Source organism: Sphingomonas sp. PL-96, from assembly GCF_020707215.1.
In the GTDB taxonomy this organism is placed as follows: domain Bacteria; phylum Pseudomonadota; class Alphaproteobacteria; order Sphingomonadales; family Sphingomonadaceae; genus Sphingomonas.
This window is the reverse complement of sequence record NZ_JAJFET010000003.1, coordinates 358,004-377,831: the sequence shown is the minus strand read 5'-3', so window position 1 is coordinate 377,831 and position 19,828 is coordinate 358,004. Positions and strand designations below refer to the sequence as shown.

The following is a 19,828-nucleotide window of genomic DNA, read 5'->3' as shown; positions in this document are numbered from 1 at the left end:
GTAACTTATCGTCCCTCTCATGACACAGAGGGGAATGATGGTCGAAGCAACCGCCACGCTGATGGGGAGCGAAGCGCGCGAGGCAGCGGATGCGGTTCGCCGCCTGCTGGACGGCAACGCAGCGGCGCTCGATGCGCTTGGCAAGACGTTGCGCGCGAACCCGCCCAAGCTGGTGGTGACCTGTGCGCGCGGGTCGTCGGACCATGCCGCCACCTATGGCAAATATCTGATCGAGACGCTGACCGGCGTGCCGGTCGCATCGGCCGCGCCGTCGGTCGCCAGCGTCTTTGGCGCGCCGGTGGCAGCGGGCGACTTCCTGTGCATCGCGATTTCGCAGAGCGGGCGCAGCCCGGACCTGCTGGCCACCGTCGAGGCGCAAAAGGCTGCAGGCGCGCGCGTCGTCGCGCTCGTCAACGACGAAGGTTCGCCGCTTGCGGCGATGGCAGACACGCTGATCGGGCTGAAGGCGGGGCCGGAAAAGTCGGTCGCGGCGACCAAGTCCTACATCGCCTCGCTTGCGGGCCTGGCGGCGATCGTGGCGGCGTGGAGCCAGGATGCGGCGCTGGGCGGGGCACTGGCGGCGCTGCCCCAGGGCCTGGAGCAGGCGCGCGACCTCGACTGGAGCGTAGCGCAGGAGGCTCTGGTCGACGCGCGCAACCTGTTCGTGATCGGCCGTGGCTACAGCCTCGCGATCGCGCAGGAAGCCGCGCTCAAGTTCAAGGAAACCTGCGGCCTCCATGCCGAGGCGTTCAGCGCCGCCGAGGTCCGCCACGGCCCGATGGCGATCGTGAACAAGGGCTTCCCGGTCCTGGGTTTCGCGACCTCCGACACCGCGGGCGACAGCGTCCGTGAGGCGGCGGCCGAGTTCGCCGGGCGTGAGGCGCGCGTGTGCCTCGCCGATGCGCAGGCCGGCGGCGAGGCGACGCTCCCCAGCATCGCGGGCCATCCGGCCATCGAGCCGATCCTGATGGTGCAGAGCTTCTACCTGATGACCAACGCGCTGTCGGTCGCCCGCGGCTTCGACCCGGACCGTCCGCAGCACCTGCGGAAGGTAACCGAAACGCGATGAGTACGATCCGCTTCGCCAATGGCCGCGTCGTAACCGCGGCCGGCACTCTGGAGGGCGCGACCTTCACCCTGGCCGAAGGGCGGATCGTCTCGATCGACGCCGCGGCTGGTCCTGCCGATCAGGAAATCGATCTGGCCGGCGGCATCGTCGTGCCTGGCTTCATCGACGTGCAGGTCAATGGCGGCGGCGGCGTGCTGTTCAACGACGCGCTGACGCCCGAGGGCATCGACGCGATTGGCCGTGGGCACGCGCCCTATGGCACCACCGGCTTCCTGCCCACGCTGATCAGCGACCTGCCCGAGGCAATCGCCCGGGCGCTCGACGCGACCGACGAAGCGATCGAAGCGGGTGTGCCGGGCTGCATCGGCGTCCATATCGAAGGCCCGATCATCAACACCGCGCGCAAGGGCATCCATGATCCGGCGAAGTTCCGGCGGCTGGACGACGCGCTGATCGAACTGCTCAGCCGCCCCCGCAAGGGCAAGGTGCTGCTGACGCTGGCACCCGAGATGGTCTCGCTGGAAGACATCCGTCGCCTCGCGGCCGCGGGCGTGATCCTGAGCGTCGGCCACAGCGATGCGGACTACGACACGGTCGCGGCTGCGTTCGCGGCCGGGATGACCGGCGTCACCCACCTCTACAACGCCATGTCGCCGCTCAAGCACCGTGAGCCCGGCGTCGTCGGCGCGGCGCTGGACGACCAGAGCGTCTTTTGCGGCATCATCGCCGACGGCTTCCACGTCCATGACGCGGCGCTGCGTGTCGCCATGCGCTCGCGCCCGCTCGACCGGTTCGTGCTGGTGACGGACGCGATGCCGTGCGTCGGCGCCAACGTCGACAGTTTCGAGCTGCACGGGCGGACCATCCGCGTGGAGAACGGCTGCTGCCTGGGCGCGGACGGCACGCTGGCAGGCTCGGCACTGGACATGACCGGTGCGTTCCGCCACGCCGTCACCCGCCTGGGCCTGTCGATCGAGGATGCCGCAGCCATGGCTGCGACCAGCCCGGCGGCCTTTCTGGGCCTTTCGCACGATTGCGGCGCACTGGCGCCCGGCCTGCGCGCGGACTGGGTCTGCCTGACCCAGGATCTGCAGCCGGCGGGCACCTGGATCGCCGGCGCACCCATCGCCTGACCCCTTGGAGGCTGTTCTGAGCACGACCGCGCCGACCGACCCGATCGACGACCAGGCGGGGGGCTCGATCGTCCTCCACGCACCGATGCAAGGCTGGCGCTGTGCGCTGGCCGACGTACCCGACCCGGTGTTCGCACAAGGCATGCTGGGTGCGGGCGTTGCGATCGACCCGACCGGCGACACCGTTCACGCACCCTGCGATGGCACCGTGCGCGCGCTGCAGCCGACCGGCCATGCCGTGACGATCGCGGCGGCGGAGGGTGCGGAGGTGCTCATCCACGTCGGCGTCGACACGGTCGCGCTCGGCGGCCGCGGCTTCACGCCGCTGGTGGCGGCGGGCGACCGCGTTCGGCGCGGCGATCCGCTGATCCGGTTCGACCTGGACCTGCTGGTGCGCGAGGCTCCCTCGGTCATCACCCCGGTGCTGATGCTCGACAGCGATCTTTATGCCGTTTCGCTGCTGGCGGACGACGATGGACCGGTGGCAGTCGGCGATCCGCTGTTCACGCTGGCACCCAAGGCGGCTTCGACGCCGGTCGCGCAATCCACGGTCGAAGGTGCAGTGGTCGCGCAGGAGCTGCAGCTGCCGCTTGCGCACGGCATCCACGCGCGACCCGCCGCCCGCATCCGCGAGACCGCGGTGCGCTTCTCTGCCGAGATCACGATCTCGAAGGGCGAGCAGGTCGCCAATGCGCGCAGCCCCGTGGCACTGCTGACGCTCGGCGCTCGGCTCGGAGACACCATCCGGGTTGAGGCGCATGGCGCCGATGCGGAGGCGGCGGTCGAGGCGGTCGCCTCGCTGATCGCAAGCGGCATGGGTGAGGCAGCCGATCCGAAGCAGGCGACACCCGCCCCGCAGCCGGTGGCCGCCGCCCCTGCCCCCGTTTCCACGATCGGCGCGGACGGCAAGCTGGCCGGCGTGACCGCCTCTGCTGGCCTGGCCATCGGCCATGCCCGCCGGCTTCACCTGGCCGAACTCGCCGTCGATCCGATCGGCGTCGGCGCGGAGGAAGAACAGGCGCGCCTCGATCAGGCCATCCGCACCCTGGCCAAGCGGCTGGAGAGCGAGACCGTGACCACCTCGGGTCCGCGCCGCTCGATCCTGGCCGCGCATGCCGCGATGCTGGAGGATGAGGGGCTGGCCGATGCCGCCCGCACCGCCATCGGCAAGGGTGCCAGCGCCGGCCACGCCTGGCGCGAGGCGATCCGCCCGCAGGCAGCCGCGCTGCGCGCGACCGGTGACTCGCATCTGGCCGAACGCGCGGACGACATGCTCGACCTGGAGCGGCGGGTGCTGTCGCTGCTGGCCGGGGTCGAGGACGCGCCGATCGCCTTCCCGCCCGACACGATCCTGTTGGCCGAAGACCTGCTGCCGTCGCAGCTGATGGCGCTCGATCCGGCCAATGTCGTCGGTTTCTGCGTCGAAAAGGGCGGGCCGACCTCGCATGTGGCGATCCTTGCCGCCAGCATGGGGTTGCCGGCGCTGGTCGCGACCGGGCCGGCGCTGCACGGAATCGCCGAAGGGTCGATGCTGATCCTGGATGCCGACGCCGGGTCGCTCCAGACTGCCCCGGACGCCGAGATGCTGGCGCGCGCCCATGCGCTGGTCGCCGAACGGCGCGCGCGCCGGGCCGAGGCGCAGGCGAATGCCGCAGCCCCCTGCCACATGGCTGGCGGCGAGCGCATCGAGGTGTTCGCCAACCTGGGCTCGCGCGCCGACGCGGAGATCGCGGTCGCCAATGGCGCCGAGGGCTGCGGCCTGCTGCGCACCGAATTCCTGTTCCTGGAGCGCGAAACGGCCCCGTCGCTTGCCGAACAGACTGCCGAATATCAGGGCATCGCCGATGCGCTGGGCGGCCGATCGCTGATCGTGCGCCTGCTCGACATCGGCGGCGACAAGCCCGCGCCCTATCTGCCGATCCCGCCGGAGGAGAACCCGGCACTTGGCCTGCGCGGCATCCGCGTGGGCTTCGCCAATCCGCAGCTGCTCGAAGACCAGATCCGCGCAATCCTGCGTGTGCAGCCGACCGGCCAGTGCCGGATCATGATCCCGATGATCGCGTCGCTCGACGAACTGCGCCGGGTGCGCGAGGTTGTCGACCGGGTGCGCGCCGAGCTTGGCCTGACCGAGCCGGTAAGCGTCGGCGTGATGATCGAGACGCCGGCAGCAGCCGTCACCGCCGACCTGCTGGCGAGCGAGGCCGACTTCCTGTCGGTCGGCACCAATGACCTCACCCAATATGCACTGGCGATGGACCGCGGCAATCCGGCGGTCGCTGGCGCGATCGACGGGCTTCACCCGGCGGTGCTGCGCATGATCGCGACGACCTGCCTGGGGGCGGCGCGGCATGACCGCTGGACCGGTGTGTGCGGTGGCCTGGCCTCCGACCCGCTTGCCGTGCCGATCCTGATCGGGCTTGGCGTGACCGAGCTTTCCGCAACCGCTGCGCTGGTGCCAGAGATCAAGGCGCTGGTCGCCAGCCTGTCGATGGACGCCTGCCGCGCCCATGCCGCCGCCGCCCTGCAATGCCGGTCGGCCGCCGAAGTCCGCGTTCTGGCCCGGGAGTTCCGCGCATGAAGTCGATCCTGGAGAAGCTGCAACCGCTCGGCCGCGCGCTGATGCTGCCGATCGCGGTGTTGCCGGTGGCGGGGCTGATGCTGCGCCTGGGTCAGCCCGACCTGCTCGACATCGCGTTCCTGAGTGCTGCTGGCGATGCGCTCTTCTCGCACCTGGGCCTGTTGTTCGCGATCGGTGTCGCCACCGGCTATGCGCGCGACGGCAATGGCGCGGCGTGCCTTGCCGGCATCGTCTGCTTCCTGGTTGCGACGGAGGCCGCCAAGGTGCTGCTGGCCGTACCGTCCGAAGCCACCGCGGGCATGGATCCGGCGATCGCGGAGCTTGCCGCGGCAAGCTGGAAGGCCAAGGCGGTGGCGCGGCTCGACGTGCCGATCGGCATCCTCTCCGGCCTGACCGGCGGCATCTTCTACAACCGGTTCTCCGCAATCAAGCTGCCGGAGTATCTGGCGTTCTTCGGCGGACGCCGGTTCGTGCCGATCGTCAGCGGGCTTGCGGGCCTGGTGCTGGCGGTGATCATCGGCACCAGCTTCCAGGCGCTGAGCGCCGGCATCGATGGTCTCGGCCATGGCATCGCCAATGCCGGAGGCTTCGGGCTGTTCCTGTTCGGCCTGTTCAACCGGCTGCTGCTGGTGACCGGGCTGCATCACCTGCTCAACAACGTCTTCTGGTTCGTGCTGGGCGACTTCAACGGCGCGAACGGCGACCTGCGCCGCTTCTTTGCCGGCGATCCGGCCGCAGGCAGCTTCATGGCGGGTTTCTTCCCCGTGATGATGTTCGGCCTGCCGGCTGCGTGTCTCGCCATGTACCGCACGGCGCTGCCCGAGCGGCGCAAGGCGGTGGGTGGCATGCTGTTCAGCCTTGCCCTCACCTCGGCGCTCACCGGCGTCACGGAGCCGATCGAATTCAGCTTCATGTTCCTCGCGCCCGTGCTCTACGCAGTGCACGCCGTGCTGACCGGCCTGTCGATGGCGATCATGGACGCACTGGGCGTCAAGCTCGGCTTTGGCTTTTCGGCGGGCTTGTTCGACTATGCGCTGAACTACGGCAAGTCGACCAAGCCGCTGATGCTGATCCCGATCGGGCTGGTCTATTTCGCGCTCTACTATGGCGTCTTCAGCTTCGTGATCCGCCGGTTCAACCTCCAGACGCCGGGGCGTGAGCCGGAGGCGGCAGTTGTCCCGGCGAGCACCAGCGGTGCAGCCCCAGACAGCCGCGGCGCGGCCTTTGCCCAGGCGCTTGGTGGCGCCGCCAACCTCCGCGAGGTCGGCGCCTGCACCACGCGTTTGCGGCTGATCGTCGGGGATCAGAGCAAGGTCGACGACGCGGCGCTGAAGGCACTCGGCGCACGCGGGATCATCCGGCCGTCCGACAAGGCGCTGCAGATCGTGCTCGGGCCGATGGCGGACCTGGTGGCGGTCGAGATCCGCGACGCGCTGGCGATGCCCGTCGCACTGGCGCCGAAGGATGCTGCGCCTGTCGAGGCGAGCGGGACCCGCCTGGCTCCCGCGCTGGTCGCGGCACTTGGCGGCGAAGCGAACGTGTCCGGGGTGAGCGTCCATGGCAACCGCATCCGGGTGGAACTGGCACAGGGCGGCGAGACCAGGCAGGCAGAGCTTGCCGCGCTGGGCGTGCGCGCCGTGGCAGTGCCGGCCGAGGGTCTGGCGCACCTGCTGGTGGCGCCAGGCAAGCTCGAGGCGCTGCTGGCGCGTTGAAGGCTGAGCGGGTCTTCGCCCAGGTGGCGAAGACCCGCGGCCCGGCCGCAGCGTTCTTGCTCCGACCGCTGCGGATATGGAACCTGACGCTTGTCAGGTCGACGAGTTTGGAGCCGCGCTACCCGCTCGCGCACCCGTGCTCCTGCCAACGCAGGAGCCCAGGGTCCCGAACATACCCGGATGTCGGTCTGGTTAGCCGCGGGTTCGCGCGGGCACGGATCCCTGAAGCCCTCCAACTGCACCCCGGCCTTCGCCGGGCAGCGGCCGCTTAGGGGCGGCCGCCGCCTCCTCAGCGCGTCGTGACGGTCACGCGCGCCAGGATGCCCGACACGGTGTCGGCGGGCGCGTTCACCAGCAGGGCCACGCGGCGAGGTTCCGTGCCGGCGGGGATGTCGGCGCGGAGCGGGCCCGGCGCGGCATCGGCCTTGGTTGCGAGCTTCTGCCCGTCCACCCACAACTCCGCACTGCCGGCGACACGATCGAAGGTGATCGTGCCGCCTTCCGCGCCGACCCGCTTCCACGGGCGGAACACGGTGCGATAGACCCGCCAACCGGCGCTCGGCTCGGCGCGCGTCGGCGTGCCGCTGCGCACAAACGCCCAGCTGTTGTTGTCACCATCGGCAGGCGCGAGCGCTGGGTCGGGTCGCTCGGCCAGCGCGGGCGAGCGGCGCCACTCGGCCAGCAGCATCGTCGGCGGTGTCACCGCGACCTGGGCAGGGCCACTGGCGGGGAGCCTGTCGAGGGTGAGGCGTGCCGGCTTCAGCCCCTCGGCAGTCGCGCGCACGGTGATGCGTCCCCTTCCCGTCTCCGCCCGCACGATCAGCTGGGCGAGACCGTTGAACAGCGAGCGGCGGTTGCCATGCTCTGCCTCATGGCTGTTCGGATCGCCATTCCCGACGCCGATGATCTCGGCGCCCTCGACCGCGAACTGGCTCAGCAGGTTGGCGGTGGGCACGTGGCGGCCGCGCGCGTCGATCGCGTCGACGGTGATCGGCTGCACATCCTCCCCATCGCCGGCCATCACCGTGCGTGCTGGGGTGAGCCGCAGTGCCACCGGGGCGCCCGCGGTTTCATGCGCGGCGCTCGCCACCACCTTGCCCCCGCGCATTGCCAGTGCTTCGATACGGCCGGGCTGATAGGGCACCTGCCACTCGTTGCCCAGGATTCGGTCAACCTTCTGCACGCCCAGATCGCGGCCGTTGAGGCGCAGCAGCACGGTTTCGGCATTGCTGCTGACGAACACGGGGATCGTCTGCCCCTCCTTGCCCGGCCAGGTCCAGTGCGGCGCGATGCCGACCACCGCCTCGTCCTCGATCCAGTGGGCGCGGTGGATGTCGAAGGCGGTCTTGGGGAAGCCGCACAGGTCGAGGATGCCGAAGAAGCTGGCGATGGTCGGCCAGTCATAGGGCGTCGGCTCGCCGTGATAGTCGAAGCCGGTCCAGACGAACCCGCCCGCCACGAACGGGCGCTTGGCGATCTCGCGCCAGGTCTCGCGGTGGGTGGCGCCCCAGCTCGTCGCCTCCGTATCGTAGGAGGTGAGAACATGACCGGCGGGAATGCTTTCGAACGCGCCACGGGTTTCGTAGGCGCTGGTGTCCTCCGAACTGGTGATCGGCTTTGTCGGGTTGAGCTGGTGAAAACGGTCGTAGTCCGCCTGGTAGTAGTTGAACCCGACCACATCGACCACGGTCGAGACGTTGATGGGATCGTAGAAGGCGCCGTTCATCGCCGCGGTGACGGGCCGAGCACCGTCGAGCCGGTGGACCGCCGCCGCCATGCGGCGCAGCATCTCCACGCCGGCCTCCGTCCCCTGCATCGGCTCTTCGTTGAAGATCGACCAGAGGATGACGCTCGGGTGATTGCGATCGCGCCGCACCAGCCACTCGAGCTGCTCCATGTAATCGGGCGCCGGATTGAAGTGGCGGTTCTCGTCCATGACGAGGAAGCCCATGCGGTCGCACAGGTCGAGCAGCTCGGCATTGGGCGCGTTGTGGGTACAGCGGATGGCGTTGCAGCCCATCGCCTTCAGCCGCTCCAGCCGCCACGCGATCAGCGCGTCGGGCACCGCCACGCCGACGCCGGCATGGTCCTGGTGCAGGCAGACGCCCTTCAGCTTCACGGCCTGGTCGTTGAGGAAGAAGCCGCGGTCCGCATCGAAGCGGATGGTACGAAAGCCGATCGGCGTGCGGCGCTCGTCCGCGCTTGCGCCGTCGCGTAGCACGCGCGTGACGACCGTGTAGAGCGTCGGCGTCTCGACCGACCACAAACTGGGTGCGCCAGCATCAAGGGTCAGCGAAGCCTCGGCGCGCTCCAGCACCGGCACCACGGTGTCGGCTCGGCCGGTGGCGACGGTCCTGCCGTCCGGATCGAGCAGCAGCGCCTCGACGGTGACGTCGGCCGGCTCCCGGCCAACATTGCCGAGGGTGGCGGTAATCGGGACGTGCCAGCGCCCGTCCTCAGCCCGGCGCGGATCGCAGTGAACGCCGTCGGTCACGATTGCGACGGGCGCGCGGCGCACCAGCCAGGCGTGACGGTACAGGCCGGCGCCTTCGTACCACCAGCCTTCCATCGCGTTGGCGTCCACGCGGATGGCGATGACGTTGGTCTCTTCGCCAAAGCGCGCGAAGGGGGTCAGGTCGATATGGACGCTGTTGTAGCCCGACCAGTTGTGGGCGACCGTGCTGCCGTTAATCCAGATGGTGGCGTTGGTCGCGATGCCGTCGAAGTGCAGCTCGATCGTCTTGCCGCGATCGGCGGGATCGAGGGTCAGCGCGCGGCGATACCAGCCGATGCCGCGCGGCCGATATCCTTGCGAGACATTGGCTGTCTCCACGAACGGCTGGCCCGCCGCCCAGTCGTGCGGCAGCCGCACCGCCTGCCAATCGGAGTCGTCAAAGCTCATGGCGGCGGCGCCCAGCGCATTGCCAGCCTTCACGCTCAGATAAGTGGCATTGTGCGTGTCGGGCATCGGCGCCACGACGTCGCCTTCGTGAAAGCGCCAGCCCCGCTCCAGCAGCGTGCGCGAGGGGTCCTGCACCGCCAGCGGATGCGGCAGCGTCTGCTCCGGCTGCGGCATGGGGAAGCCGTCATGGCCGCGCCCCCGGGCGGGCGCTGCCAGGGCAAGCTGCGGATTGGCGGCAAGCAGGGCGCCAAGCCCTGCGCCGCTCGCCAGAAGCTGGCGTCGGTGCATGCGGGATCCTCCGGATGGCGGCCGCTCGGCCGCGCGGGTGAAGCGGCGGGCGACCGTCAGAGGTCGGTCAACTCCGCTACGAAATCATAGGCGTCGCCCCGATAATAGGAGCGCGTGAACTCGGCTGCGCGCCCGTCGCGCAGGAAGCCGCGGCGTTCGATCAGCAAGCCGGGCGCGCCCGCGTCGACACCCAGCATCTTGGCCTGTTCGAGCCCGAACGGCACGGCGCGCAGCCGCTGGAGCGCGCGCGTGGGCCGATTGCCGGCAGCCTCCAGCGCTTCGTACAGCGAGTCCCCGACCGCCTCCACCGACGGCAGGCAATATCCGGCGATGGTCGAATATTCGAGCGCCATCGGCACGTCGTCGGCCGAGCGGATGCGGTGGAAGCGCAGCACCGGCGCGCCGGGCGACAGATCCAGCGCCATCGCCTCTTCCGGGTTGACCGTGCCGGACGCACGCGAGATCCAGCGGCTGCTGGCGGCTCGCCCGCGCGCGGCCATGTCCTCGGAAAAGGAGGAGAGCTTGGAGAAGCTCTTCTCGACACGCCCGGCCACGAACGTGCCCGCCCCGCGGCGACGCGTGAGCAGCCCTTCCTCCACAAGCCCGCCGATCGCCTTGCGAACGGTGATGCGCGACACGTCATATTCGGTCGCAAGGTCGCGCTCTGCCGGGATGGCGTCGCCCTGGCCCAGCAAATGGCTGTTGATACCCTCGCGGATCAGCTGCTGGAGCTGAAGGTAGAGCGGGGAAGGATTGCCCGCACGAAAACGTCCCACCTGATCCGAAAAGCCCATCCGTTCCGCTCCCCCCGCCAGCGCTGTTCGCGCCCTGTTTGCACAAGAGCTATCGTAAGCGCGGTTCGCGGGCAACTCCGGTCCTGCAATGGTATTGCCAGCCTGGAAGGCGCGTTCGTTCCGCGTCAAAGTGTTACAGCCGGCACAGTTCTGTTGCATGCCAGGACCTATATTGGTTACACAGTTACAATACCAGGGCGCCTGACGCCCGAAAGGGGGAGTATCGGATGGGGGCGAGGTTCAGCCGACCCGAGCGGCGAGGGTGCACGGCATGTCTGCCGCTCGAGGACCGGGCGCCGCAAGGACATACCGCTGCCGTGCGCGTCCGCTTCCCCGCTTCGCTGCCCCTTGCCGCGCGTGTGCAGCACCGCGCCGTTCCATTCCCCTCCCCGACCTTCGGCCTGCACGATGCAGCCGGACAGGCGACTCTGACGGAGACCGCATCATGAAACGCTGGATCGCCCTTCCCCTGCTGTTCGCGTCGCTGCCGGCCTGGAGCGCGCCGCGCACCCACGTTTCGCTGGATGGCGACTGGCAGGTCCGCATCGATCCCGCCGACGCGACCGCCGCAGGCCAGCACCCGCGCGAGGCCAAGTGGTTCCGCTCGCAAGTGCCCGGCAGCGTCCAGCAGGACCTGATCGCCGCCAAGCGCGTGCCGGATCCGTTCCAGGGCTTGAACGAAGCCAAGATCCAGTGGGCCGGGCTCACCAACTGGCAGTTCCGCCGCACCATCGACGTCACGGCCGAGATGCTCCGGCGCGACCATCTGGAGCTGGTGTTCGACGGGCTGGACACGTTCGCGACCGTGTCGGTGAACGGACAGCAATTGCTCGCGACGGCCAACGCCCATCGCCAGTGGCGGGTGGATGCGAAGCCCGCACTGAAGCTCGGGCGCAACGAGCTGCTGGTGTCGATCGCCTCGCCCGTACGCACGCTCCAGCCGATGGTGCTGAAGGAAGCGAACCCGCTGCCAGGTGAATATGACTCCGCGTTCGGCGACGAGCCCAAGGGCAAGCAGAGCTCGCCCTACATCCGCAAGCCCAAATACCACTACAGCTGGGACTGGGGTCCCCGCATCATCAACATCGGCGTGTGGCGTCCGGTGCGCCTGGAAGCCTGGGACGATGTGCGCATCGAAACGCTTCAGGTCGACCAGGAAGCGATCAACGATGCCGAGGCGCAGCTGACAGCACGCTATACGCTGATGGCGGATACCGCCGGCAGCGTGACGCTGCGCACCAATGTCGTCGGTCCCAACGGGCAGACGCAGGGCGTCGAGCGGACGGTGCAGGTCGCGGCCGGCGAGAACCGCGTTACGGTGCCACTGACCATTGCCAATCCGCAGCGCTGGCAGCCGGTCGGTTATGGCGCGCAGCCCATGTACCGTGTGCAGGCGGCGCTGGTCGAGGCGGGTGCCGAAACCGATCGGACCGAGCGCCGCATCGGGCTGCGCACGGTGGAACTGCTGACCAAGGACGGCGGCTTCGGCTTCCAGGTCAATGGCATCCCGATCTTTGCCAAGGGCGCGAACGTCATCCCGTTCGACAACTTTCCGAGCCGGGTGCCGGCAGCGCAGATGCGGCACATCCTGCAGGGCGCGGTCGACGCCAACATGAACATGCTGCGCATCTGGGGCGGCGGCTATTATCTCGACGACGCCTTCTACGCGATGGCGGACGAGATGGGCATCATGATCTGGCAGGACTTCATGTTCGGCGGGTCGGTGACGCCGCCGGATGCGGAATTCCGCGAGAACGTCCGCGTCGAGGCCGAGCAGCAGGTCGCACGGCTCCAGTCGCACCCCTCCGTCGTCGCCTGGTCCGGCGGCAACGAAGTGCTGTCCGGCTGGGAAAACTGGTCGGACCGCAAGGCGTTCAAGAAGCGCATCGGCGCCGATGAGCAGGAGCGGATCGGTGCGGGCATGGCCGTGCTGTTCAACCAGGTGCTGCGCGACGCGGTGCTCACCCGCTCGCCGGGCACGCCCTATTGGCCGGGATCGCCGTCGACCAACTATGAGGGTCCGGTCGACACCGACGCCGCGGGCGACCGCCACTTCTGGGACGTGTGGTCCGGCTCCAAGCCGGTCGAGAACTACCTCGATAGCTGCACGCGCTTCATGTCCGAATATGGCTTCCAGGCGATGCCGGACATGGCGACGATCCGTGAGTTCGCCGGCAACGGCCCGCTCGCGCTCGACAGCCCGGTGCTGAAGGGCCACCAGAAGTTCCTGGCTGGCGAAGGCAACGAGCGGCTGAAGATGTACCTCGACCAGCGGCTGCGCCCGGCCAAGGACTTCGCCGACACGGTGTACCTGACCCAGGTCAACCAGGCCCAGGCGATCGACATGGCCGCGCGCCATCATCGTGCCTGCCGCCCGACCAACATGGGCTCGCTCTTCTGGCAGATGAACGACACCTGGCCTTCGATCTCCTGGGCGAGCATCGATTATCATGGCCGGTGGAAGCTGCTGAACTATGCGGCGCGGCGCTTCTTTGCGCCCCAGGCAATCGTGCCCGAGCATCGCGACGGCAAGACGCGGATCGCGCTCGTCTCCGACGCGACGCAGCCGATCGCGGCCGAGTGGCGGGTGCGCGCGTTCGACATGGCCGGGCAGCCGCTGGGCGACAAGGGCGGCACGACGACGCTGGCGCCGCTCTCGGCGGCGGACATCGCGAGCCTCGCCGATGCCGAGCTGTTCGGCACCGCGCCAGCCAACGCGAGCTATGCGGTCGCGGAGCTGGTGGTCGACGGCAAGACCGTGTCGCGCAAGGTGTTCGAGCGCATGCTGCCCAAGGACATGGCCTATCCCGCGCCCGAGCTTTCGACGCGCTGGCAGGGCAAGCAGGTGACGATCACCGCGAAGAACCTGGCGCGTGCGGTGATGCTCGACTTCGGCACGGTCGCCGCCCAGCCGAGCGACGATGGCTTTGACCTGCTGCCCGGTGAAAGCGTGACCATCGACGTCGCGTCCGATGCCTCCGCACGTGCGCTTGCGCGCGCCCTTACCCTTCGTACGCTGAGTGCCCGACCATGATCTTCCTTCCCCTGCTTCTCGCCGGCGTCGAGGCGCCGGCCGATCCGGTGGTCGCGACGGTGTCGCAGATGTCGATCGAGGAAAAGGCGGCGCAGCTCCAGAGCAGCGCACCGGCCGATCCCAAGGCGGAACTGCCGGCGTACGACTGGTGGAACGAGGGGCTGCACGGCCTGGCGCGCAACGGCGTTGCCACTGTCTTCCCGCAGGCGATCGGCATGGCCGCGACCTGGGACGTCCAGCTGCTGCACGACATCGGCGATGTGGTGTCGACCGAGGCGCGCGCGATGTACAATCGCAAGCCCGCGAGCGCCGATCGGCTCATCTATGAAGGGCTGACGATCTGGTCGCCCAACATCAACATCTTCCGCGATCCGCGCTGGGGCCGCGGCCAGGAAACCTATGGCGAGGACCCGGTCCTGACCGGCAAGCTCGGCACCGCCTTCATCCAGGGGCTGCAGGGACCCGATGCCGCGCACCCGAAGGTGATCGGCACGCCGAAGCATTTCGCGGTCCACAGCGGGCCGGAGGCGGGGCGCGACAGCTTCGACGTCGACGTGAGCCCGCAGGACCTGGAGTCCACCTATCTGCCGGCGTTCCGCATGGCGATCACCGAGGGCAAGGCGCAGTCGCTGATGTGCGCGTACAACTCGATCCATGGAACGCCCGTCTGTGCGCTGCCGTCGCTGATGATCGACCGGCTGCGCAAAGACTGGGGCTTCCGCGGCTTCACCGTCACCGATTGTGACGCGGTCGCGAACATCCATATGTTCCACCATTATCGCCTCGACGCGGCGTCGGCATCGGCGGCGGCGATCAAGGGCGGCACCGACCTTAACTGCGGCACGAGCTTTGCCGCCCTGCCCGAGGCCGTCGCCAAGGGGCTGGTCACCGAAGCCGAGGTCGACACCGCGCTGGTCCGGTCGCTCAACGCCCGTCGCGCACTCGGCATCGCGTTCGGCGCGAGCAGTCCGTGGTCCAAGATCAAGCCTGACCAGCTTGGCGCGACTGCGCACGGCGCGCTGGCACTGGAAGCCGCACGCAAATCGATCGTGCTGTTGAAGAACGATGCCGACCGCCTGCCGCTCAAGGCCGGCAGCCGGATCGCGGTGATCGGCACTAATGCGGACGACCTGGGCGTGCTCCAGGCGAACTACCACGGCACGGCGGGTGCACCGGTGACGCCGCTCGAGGGCATCCGCAAGCAGTTCGGCGCGGCCAACGTCCGCTATGCGCAAGGGTCGGTCCTCGCCGATGGCGCAGCGGTGGTGGTCCCGGAGACGGCGTTGCGCGCCGACGGCAAGCCGGGCCTGCGCGGGGAATATTTCGCCAGCAGGACGGTGACCGGCACGCCGGTGGCGGTCCGCCAGGACCGGCGCGTCGATTTCGACTTTAATCGCGCGGCGCCCCTGCCCCAGCTTTCGCCCGAAGGATTCGCGGTCCGCTGGACCGGGCAACTGGTGCCGCCCGGCCCGGGTGCCTACCGGCTGGCGATCGATACGCCGGTCTGCTGGAAATATTGCAAGTCGCACGATTCCGTGCGGCTGTGGGTCGACGGCAAGCCGTTGATGGCGGGCGAAATCACCAAGGGTCGCGTCGAGGTGCCGTTCACCAGCGACGGTCGCGCGGTCGACATCCGCCTGGAGCTGGACCACCAGGGCGAGGACGAGGGCATTCGCCTGTTGTGGCTGCCGCCGGCCGAACCGTTGCTTGCCCAGGCCGTCGAGGCGACCAAGGACGCGGACGTGATCGTCGCGGTGCTCGGCCTCTCGGCAGATCTTGAGGGCGAAGCGCTGCAGGTGAGCGTCCCCGGCTTCGTCGGCGGCGACCGCACCGACATCGCGCTGCCGTTCGCTCAGCAGAAGCTGCTCGCCGCACTGCGCGACACCGGCAAGCCGGTCGTGGTCGTGCTGACCAGCGGCAGCGCGGTCTCGATCGATCCCGACATGGCCGATGCGGTCCTGGCGGCGTGGTACCCGGGCCAGTCGGGCGGCACTGCGATCGCGGAGACGCTAGCCGGGCTCAACAACCCGTCGGGCCGCCTGCCCGTCACCTTCTACCGCCAGACCAGCGACCTGCCGGCCTTCACCGACTATGGCATGAAGGAGCGGACCTATCGCTTCTTCACGGGCAAGCCGTTGTGGGGCTTTGGTCACGGACTGAGCTACACGCGCTTCGGTTACGGCACGCCGGTGGCGAAGGCCGGCGATACCGGGGCGAATGTGTCGGTCAGCGTGGCCGTACGCAACGACGGCAAGCGCGCTGGCGACGAGGTGGTGCAGGCCTATCTGGTGCCGCCGGCCGCAGGCAAGGGAGGCGGGCTCACCACCCCGGTGCTCCAGCGCCAGCTGGTGGCGTTCCAGCGCGTGTCGCTGAAGCCGGGCAAGACGCAGACCGTGCGCTTCGACCTCGATCCGCGCAGCCTGAGCACCGTCGCACGCGATGGTACGCGCACCGTGCAGCCGGGCGCCTATCGCCTCTATGTCGGCGGCGGCCAGCCGGGTGACGGCGTCGGCGCCTGGACCGACTTCACTGTGACGGGCGACGCCCGGGAGCTTGCGAAATGATCGATCGTCGTTCCGTGATCGGCGCCGGGGTGGCGCTGGCGGCAACGCCCGCCTTCGCCCGCACGGCGCCTTCGGCGCCTGCCAGCAAGCGGCCTGCGCTGGCCGAACGCCGCTTCACCAGCAAGGCGGTGGAGCGCGAGATCGCGCGGGTCTCCGCCAAGATCGGCGATCCGAAGCTGCGCTGGATGTTCGGCAACTGCTATCCGAACACGCTCGACACCACCGTGAAGATGGGCACCGTCGACGGCAAGCCCGACAGCTTCGTCATCACCGGCGACATCGACGCGCTGTGGCTGCGGGATTCGGCCGCGCAGGTGAAGCCGTACCTGCATCTGGTGAAGCAGGACCCGAAGCTGCGCACGCTGTTCCAGGGGCTGATCCACCGCCAGGCGCGCTGCATCCTGATCGACCCCTATGCCAACGCGTTCCTGGAGGATCCGAACGGCAAGACCGAGCTCAGCTGGGCGCTGACCGACCAGACCGAGATGAAGCCCGGCGTCGCCGAGCGGAAGTGGGAGATCGACTCGCTGTGCTATCCGATGCGCCTGGCGCACGGCTATTGGCAGGCGACACGGGACGCGACGCCGTTCGACGCGCAATGGGCCGAGGCCGCGCGCGCGAGCGTCCGCACCTTTCGCGAGCAGCAGCGCAAAGAGAATCGCGGACCGTATCGCTTCCAGCGGGTGAGCAATCGCACCACTGAGACGCTGATGCTCGACGGCTGGGGGCCGCCATCGAAGTCGGTGGGCTTGATCCACTGTGGCTTCCGTCCGTCCGACGACGCGTGCGTCTATCCCTTCCTGATCCCTGCCAACTGGTTCGCGGTGACGGCGCTGCGAGAACTCGCCGTGGTCGCCAACGAGGCACGCCGCGACACGGCGCTGGCCGAGGACGCGACCGCGCTTGCGGCCGAGGTCGAGGCGGCGTTGCACGCGTACGGCAAGATGCGCCTGCGCGACGGGCGTGAGGTCTGGGCGTTTGAGGTCGACGGCTATGGCAACGCCATCTTCATGGACGACGCCAACGTGCCCTCGCTTTCGAGCCTCGCCTATCTCGGCTGCATGCCGGCGAGCGACCCGCTGTTCCGCCGGACCGCGGATGCCGCGTGGAGCGATGCCAATCCCTATTGGTCGCGCGGGCGCGCGGCCGAGGGCATCGGCGGACCGCATGTCGGCCTGGGTCAGATCTGGCCGATGTCGCTGATCCAGCGCGCCTTCGTGGCCGAGGACGACGCGACGATCCGCCAGTGCCTGAAGATGCTGCGCGATACCGACGGCGGTACCGGCTTCATTCATGAGGCATTTGATCAGGATGATCCGGTGAAGTTCACCCGCGACTGGTTCGCCTGGGCGAACGGGCTGTTCGGGGAGTTGCTGGTGACGCTTGCCGATCGACGCCCGAAGCTGCTGGCTGGAGCCCTCTGACATGACGATGAGCCGCCGCACTTTGCTTGCGACCTCCGGCCTGGCCGTGACCGCGCTCAGCCTGCCTCACCAGGCAGTCGGCCGCGGGGTCGAGAAGACGCCGCCCGACCTGTTCATCGGCACCGGGGGCGACGGCCACACCTATCCCGGCCCGACCATGCCGTTCGGCATGGTGCAGGTCGGACCCGATACCGACAATGTGCGGTGGGAGGGGTGCTCCGGCTATCACCGCACCGACACCTCGATCATGGGCTTCTCGCACACCCATCTGTCGGGCACCGGCATCGGCGACCTGATGGACGTACTGGTGGTGCCGACCCGCGGGCCCGTCGAGCTCGTGCCCGGTCCGCGCGACAATCCGGACCAGGGTTACCGCCAGCGCTTTTCCGAGGAACATGCGGAGCCCGGCTATTACCGGGTGCGGCTGGAAAGCGGCGTGCTGTCGGAGCTGACCGCGACCGAGCGGACCGGCTGGCAGCGGCACCGCTTCCCGCAAGGGCCCGGCCATGTCCTGATCGACTTCTGGCACATGCCGCCGGTGCAGCCGCCGAGCTATCGATTGGTACGCGACGCCACGCTGGCGATCGCCGAGGACGGTACGATCACGGGCAGCCGGTCGGTCTATCGCTGGGCCAAAGGGCGCAAGATCCACTTCGCGCTGCGCCTCTCGCGCACGCCGGATCGCGTGACCCTGTACGTCGACGACAAGGCGCAGCCGGAGGGCACGCGCAGCGTGTCGGGCGACAAGCTCAAGATCGTCCTGCACTATGACGATGCCGGTGCTGCTCCGATCCTGACCAAGTGCGGCCTTTCCGGCGTCGATGTGGCGGGCGCGCTCGCCAACCTGGATGCCGAAGGTCGAGGCTGGAACTTCGACATGCGCCGCCGCACGGCGACCAAGGCCTGGGACAAGGCGCTCGGCACGGTGCGCGTGTCCGGCGGGACACCCGCGCAGCGCACCATCCTGGCGAGCGCGGTCTATCATGCGCAACTGGCGCCGACGCTGTTTTCCGACGTCGACGGCCGCTACCTCGGCATGGACCAGCAGGTCCATCAGCTTGGCGCCAGGGAGCGCGCCTACAGCACCTATTCGCTGTGGGACACCTATCGCGCGCTCCATCCGCTGCTGACCCTGATCGAGCCCGAGCGTTCGGTCGAATTCACCCACGACCTGCTCCGCCAGAGCCAGGAGAGCCGCTTCGGGCCGCCGGTGTGGCCGCTCCAGGCGGTCGAGACGGGCACGATGATCGGCCAGCATGCCGTCGCCGTGATGGCGGAGGCGCATGCCAAGGGGATCGCCGCCGACTATGCCGCCGCCTGGCCGGCGATCCGCAAGCGGGCGTTCGACCCCAGCACGCCCGACGTCGCCGGAACCCGCCACCGCGGCGACTATGCGGCGCTCGGCTACCTGCCCGCCGACCGAGTCGACGAGTCCGTCAGCCGCACGCAGGAATATGCCTATGACGACTGGGCGATGGCGCATCTGGCCGCGGCGGCCGGCGCGCACGAAGACGCAGCGGCCCTGCGCAAGCGTAGCCTGAACTATCGCAACGTGCTCGATCCCAAGATCCGCTTCGCGCGAGCACGGCTTGCCGACGGCAGCTGGATCACGCCCTACGACCCGATCCAGATCGGTCACAAGGTGTCGGAGTATCGCGACTATACCGAGGCGAACGGCTGGCAGGCGACCTTCCTGAACCAGCACGACATCTATGGCCAGATCGCGCATTTCGGCGGCGATGCGGCGTTCGAGGCAAAGCTCGACGCGTTGTTCTCGGCACCCTCGACGCTGCCCGACAATGCGCCGCCGGACATCTCGGGTCTGGTCGGGCAATATGCGCACGGCAACGAGCCGAGCCACCACGTCGCCTATCTCTATGCCTATACCGGTGCCCCATGGAAGACGCAGGCGATGGTCCGGCGGCTGCTGACCGAGATGTACAAGGACGATCCGGATGGCGTGATCGGCAACGACGATTGCGGCCAGATGAGCGCGTGGTTCGTGATGAGCGGGCTCGGCTTCTATCCGGTCGATCCGGTGGAGGCTGCCTATGTGTTCGGATCGCCGCTGTTCGAGCGTGCCGAGCTGAAGCTGGGCGGCACCCGCCGCCTGATCATCGAGGCACCGGGGAACCGCGCGGACACGCCGTACGTCGCGGCCGTTCACTGGAACGGGCGTCCCTGGACGCGCAGCTGGATTGCGCACCGTGAGCTTGTGAAAGGCGGCACGCTGCGCTTCACCATGAGCGCGACGCCCAACCGCGACTTCGGCCGCGCGCTAGCCGACCGCCCGCCTTCCTATGGCAGCACGCCTGCCTGACCTGTTCCTG

At 68.9% G+C, this 19,828-nt stretch carries 10 protein-coding genes; 8 read left to right on the top strand and 2 right to left on the bottom strand.

What is annotated here, in order from left to right; translation table 11 throughout:
- Window positions 1-19: 19 nt before the first annotated feature.
- The 4 genes from LK533_RS09125 (at window position 20) to nagE (ending at window position 6,492) form a co-directional block, all read left to right on the top strand.
- Window positions 20-1,069, top strand: a complete 1,050-nt coding sequence (locus LK533_RS09125) for an SIS domain-containing protein (RefSeq protein WP_229362476.1) — start codon at window positions 20-22, stop codon at window positions 1,067-1,069.
- The gene (nagA, locus tag LK533_RS09120) at window positions 1,066-2,202 is read left to right on the top strand and encodes an N-acetylglucosamine-6-phosphate deacetylase (RefSeq protein ID WP_229362475.1); all 1,137 of its coding nucleotides are present in this window, start codon (window positions 1,066-1,068) and stop codon (window positions 2,200-2,202) included. The genes LK533_RS09125 and nagA overlap by 4 nt, the downstream gene beginning before the upstream one ends.
- A gap of 85 nt (window positions 2,203-2,287) precedes the next feature.
- A complete protein-coding gene (gene ptsP / locus LK533_RS09115; RefSeq protein ID WP_229362492.1) occupies window positions 2,288-4,780 on the top strand; it encodes a phosphoenolpyruvate--protein phosphotransferase in 2,493 nt (830 codons plus the stop codon).
- Window positions 4,777-6,492: an N-acetylglucosamine-specific PTS transporter subunit IIBC gene (nagE, locus tag LK533_RS09110; protein ID WP_229362474.1), complete on the top strand. Its 1,716-nt coding sequence runs from the start codon at window positions 4,777-4,779 to the stop codon at window positions 6,490-6,492. The genes ptsP and nagE overlap by 4 nt, the downstream gene beginning before the upstream one ends.
- Before the next feature lie 289 nt (window positions 6,493-6,781).
- On the opposite strand, the gene galA is transcribed toward nagE, so the two are convergent.
- Both galA and LK533_RS09100 read right to left on the bottom strand, forming a co-directional pair.
- Window positions 6,782-9,682, bottom strand: coding sequence for a beta-galactosidase GalA (galA, locus tag LK533_RS09105; protein WP_229362473.1), 2,901 nt, complete (start codon window positions 9,680-9,682; stop codon window positions 6,782-6,784).
- Between the two features lie 56 nt (window positions 9,683-9,738).
- Window positions 9,739-10,476, bottom strand: a complete 738-nt coding sequence (locus LK533_RS09100) for a GntR family transcriptional regulator (RefSeq protein WP_229362472.1) — start codon at window positions 10,474-10,476, stop codon at window positions 9,739-9,741.
- A gap of 445 nt (window positions 10,477-10,921) precedes the next feature.
- Between LK533_RS09100 and LK533_RS09095 the strand changes: the two genes are divergently transcribed.
- Genes LK533_RS09095 through LK533_RS09080 form a run of 4 tightly spaced genes read left to right on the top strand, consistent with a single transcriptional unit; the run spans window position 10,922 to window position 19,818 of the window.
- Complete coding sequence (locus tag LK533_RS09095; RefSeq protein ID WP_229362471.1) at window positions 10,922-13,510, top strand: beta-mannosidase; 2,589 nt, start codon at window positions 10,922-10,924, stop codon at window positions 13,508-13,510.
- Window positions 13,507-16,074, top strand: coding sequence for a glycoside hydrolase family 3 C-terminal domain-containing protein (locus LK533_RS09090; protein WP_229362470.1), 2,568 nt, complete (start codon window positions 13,507-13,509; stop codon window positions 16,072-16,074). Before LK533_RS09095 ends, LK533_RS09090 begins: the two co-directional genes overlap by 4 nt.
- The gene (locus LK533_RS09085) at window positions 16,071-17,498 is read left to right on the top strand and encodes a glycoside hydrolase family 125 protein (RefSeq protein ID WP_229362469.1); all 1,428 of its coding nucleotides are present in this window, start codon (window positions 16,071-16,073) and stop codon (window positions 17,496-17,498) included. The genes LK533_RS09090 and LK533_RS09085 overlap by 4 nt, the downstream gene beginning before the upstream one ends.
- A gap of 1 nt (window position 17,499) precedes the next feature.
- A complete protein-coding gene (locus LK533_RS09080) occupies window positions 17,500-19,818 on the top strand; it encodes a GH92 family glycosyl hydrolase (RefSeq protein WP_229362468.1) in 2,319 nt (772 codons plus the stop codon).
- Window positions 19,819-19,828: the final 10 nt, after the last annotated feature.

What these genes read in the sequence shown, in the direction of transcription:
- LK533_RS09125 (WP_229362476.1), top strand. Translation starts at nt 20, where the DNA reads ATGACACAGAGGGGAATGATGGTCGAAGCAACCGCCACGCTGATGGGG.
- nagA (WP_229362475.1), top strand. Translation starts at nt 1,066, where the DNA reads ATGAGTACGATCCGCTTCGCCAATGGCCGCGTCGTAACCGCGGCCGGC.
- ptsP (WP_229362492.1), top strand. Translation starts at nt 2,288, where the DNA reads ATGCAAGGCTGGCGCTGTGCGCTGGCCGACGTACCCGACCCGGTGTTC.
- nagE (WP_229362474.1), top strand. Translation starts at nt 4,777, where the DNA reads ATGAAGTCGATCCTGGAGAAGCTGCAACCGCTCGGCCGCGCGCTGATG.
- galA (WP_229362473.1), bottom strand. Translation starts at nt 9,682, where the DNA reads ATGCACCGACGCCAGCTTCTGGCGAGCGGCGCAGGGCTTGGCGCCCTG.
- LK533_RS09100 (WP_229362472.1), bottom strand. Translation starts at nt 10,476, where the DNA reads ATGGGCTTTTCGGATCAGGTGGGACGTTTTCGTGCGGGCAATCCTTCC.
- LK533_RS09095 (WP_229362471.1), top strand. Translation starts at nt 10,922, where the DNA reads ATGAAACGCTGGATCGCCCTTCCCCTGCTGTTCGCGTCGCTGCCGGCC.
- LK533_RS09090 (WP_229362470.1), top strand. Translation starts at nt 13,507, where the DNA reads ATGATCTTCCTTCCCCTGCTTCTCGCCGGCGTCGAGGCGCCGGCCGAT.
- LK533_RS09085 (WP_229362469.1), top strand. Translation starts at nt 16,071, where the DNA reads ATGATCGATCGTCGTTCCGTGATCGGCGCCGGGGTGGCGCTGGCGGCA.
- LK533_RS09080 (WP_229362468.1), top strand. Translation starts at nt 17,500, where the DNA reads ATGACGATGAGCCGCCGCACTTTGCTTGCGACCTCCGGCCTGGCCGTG.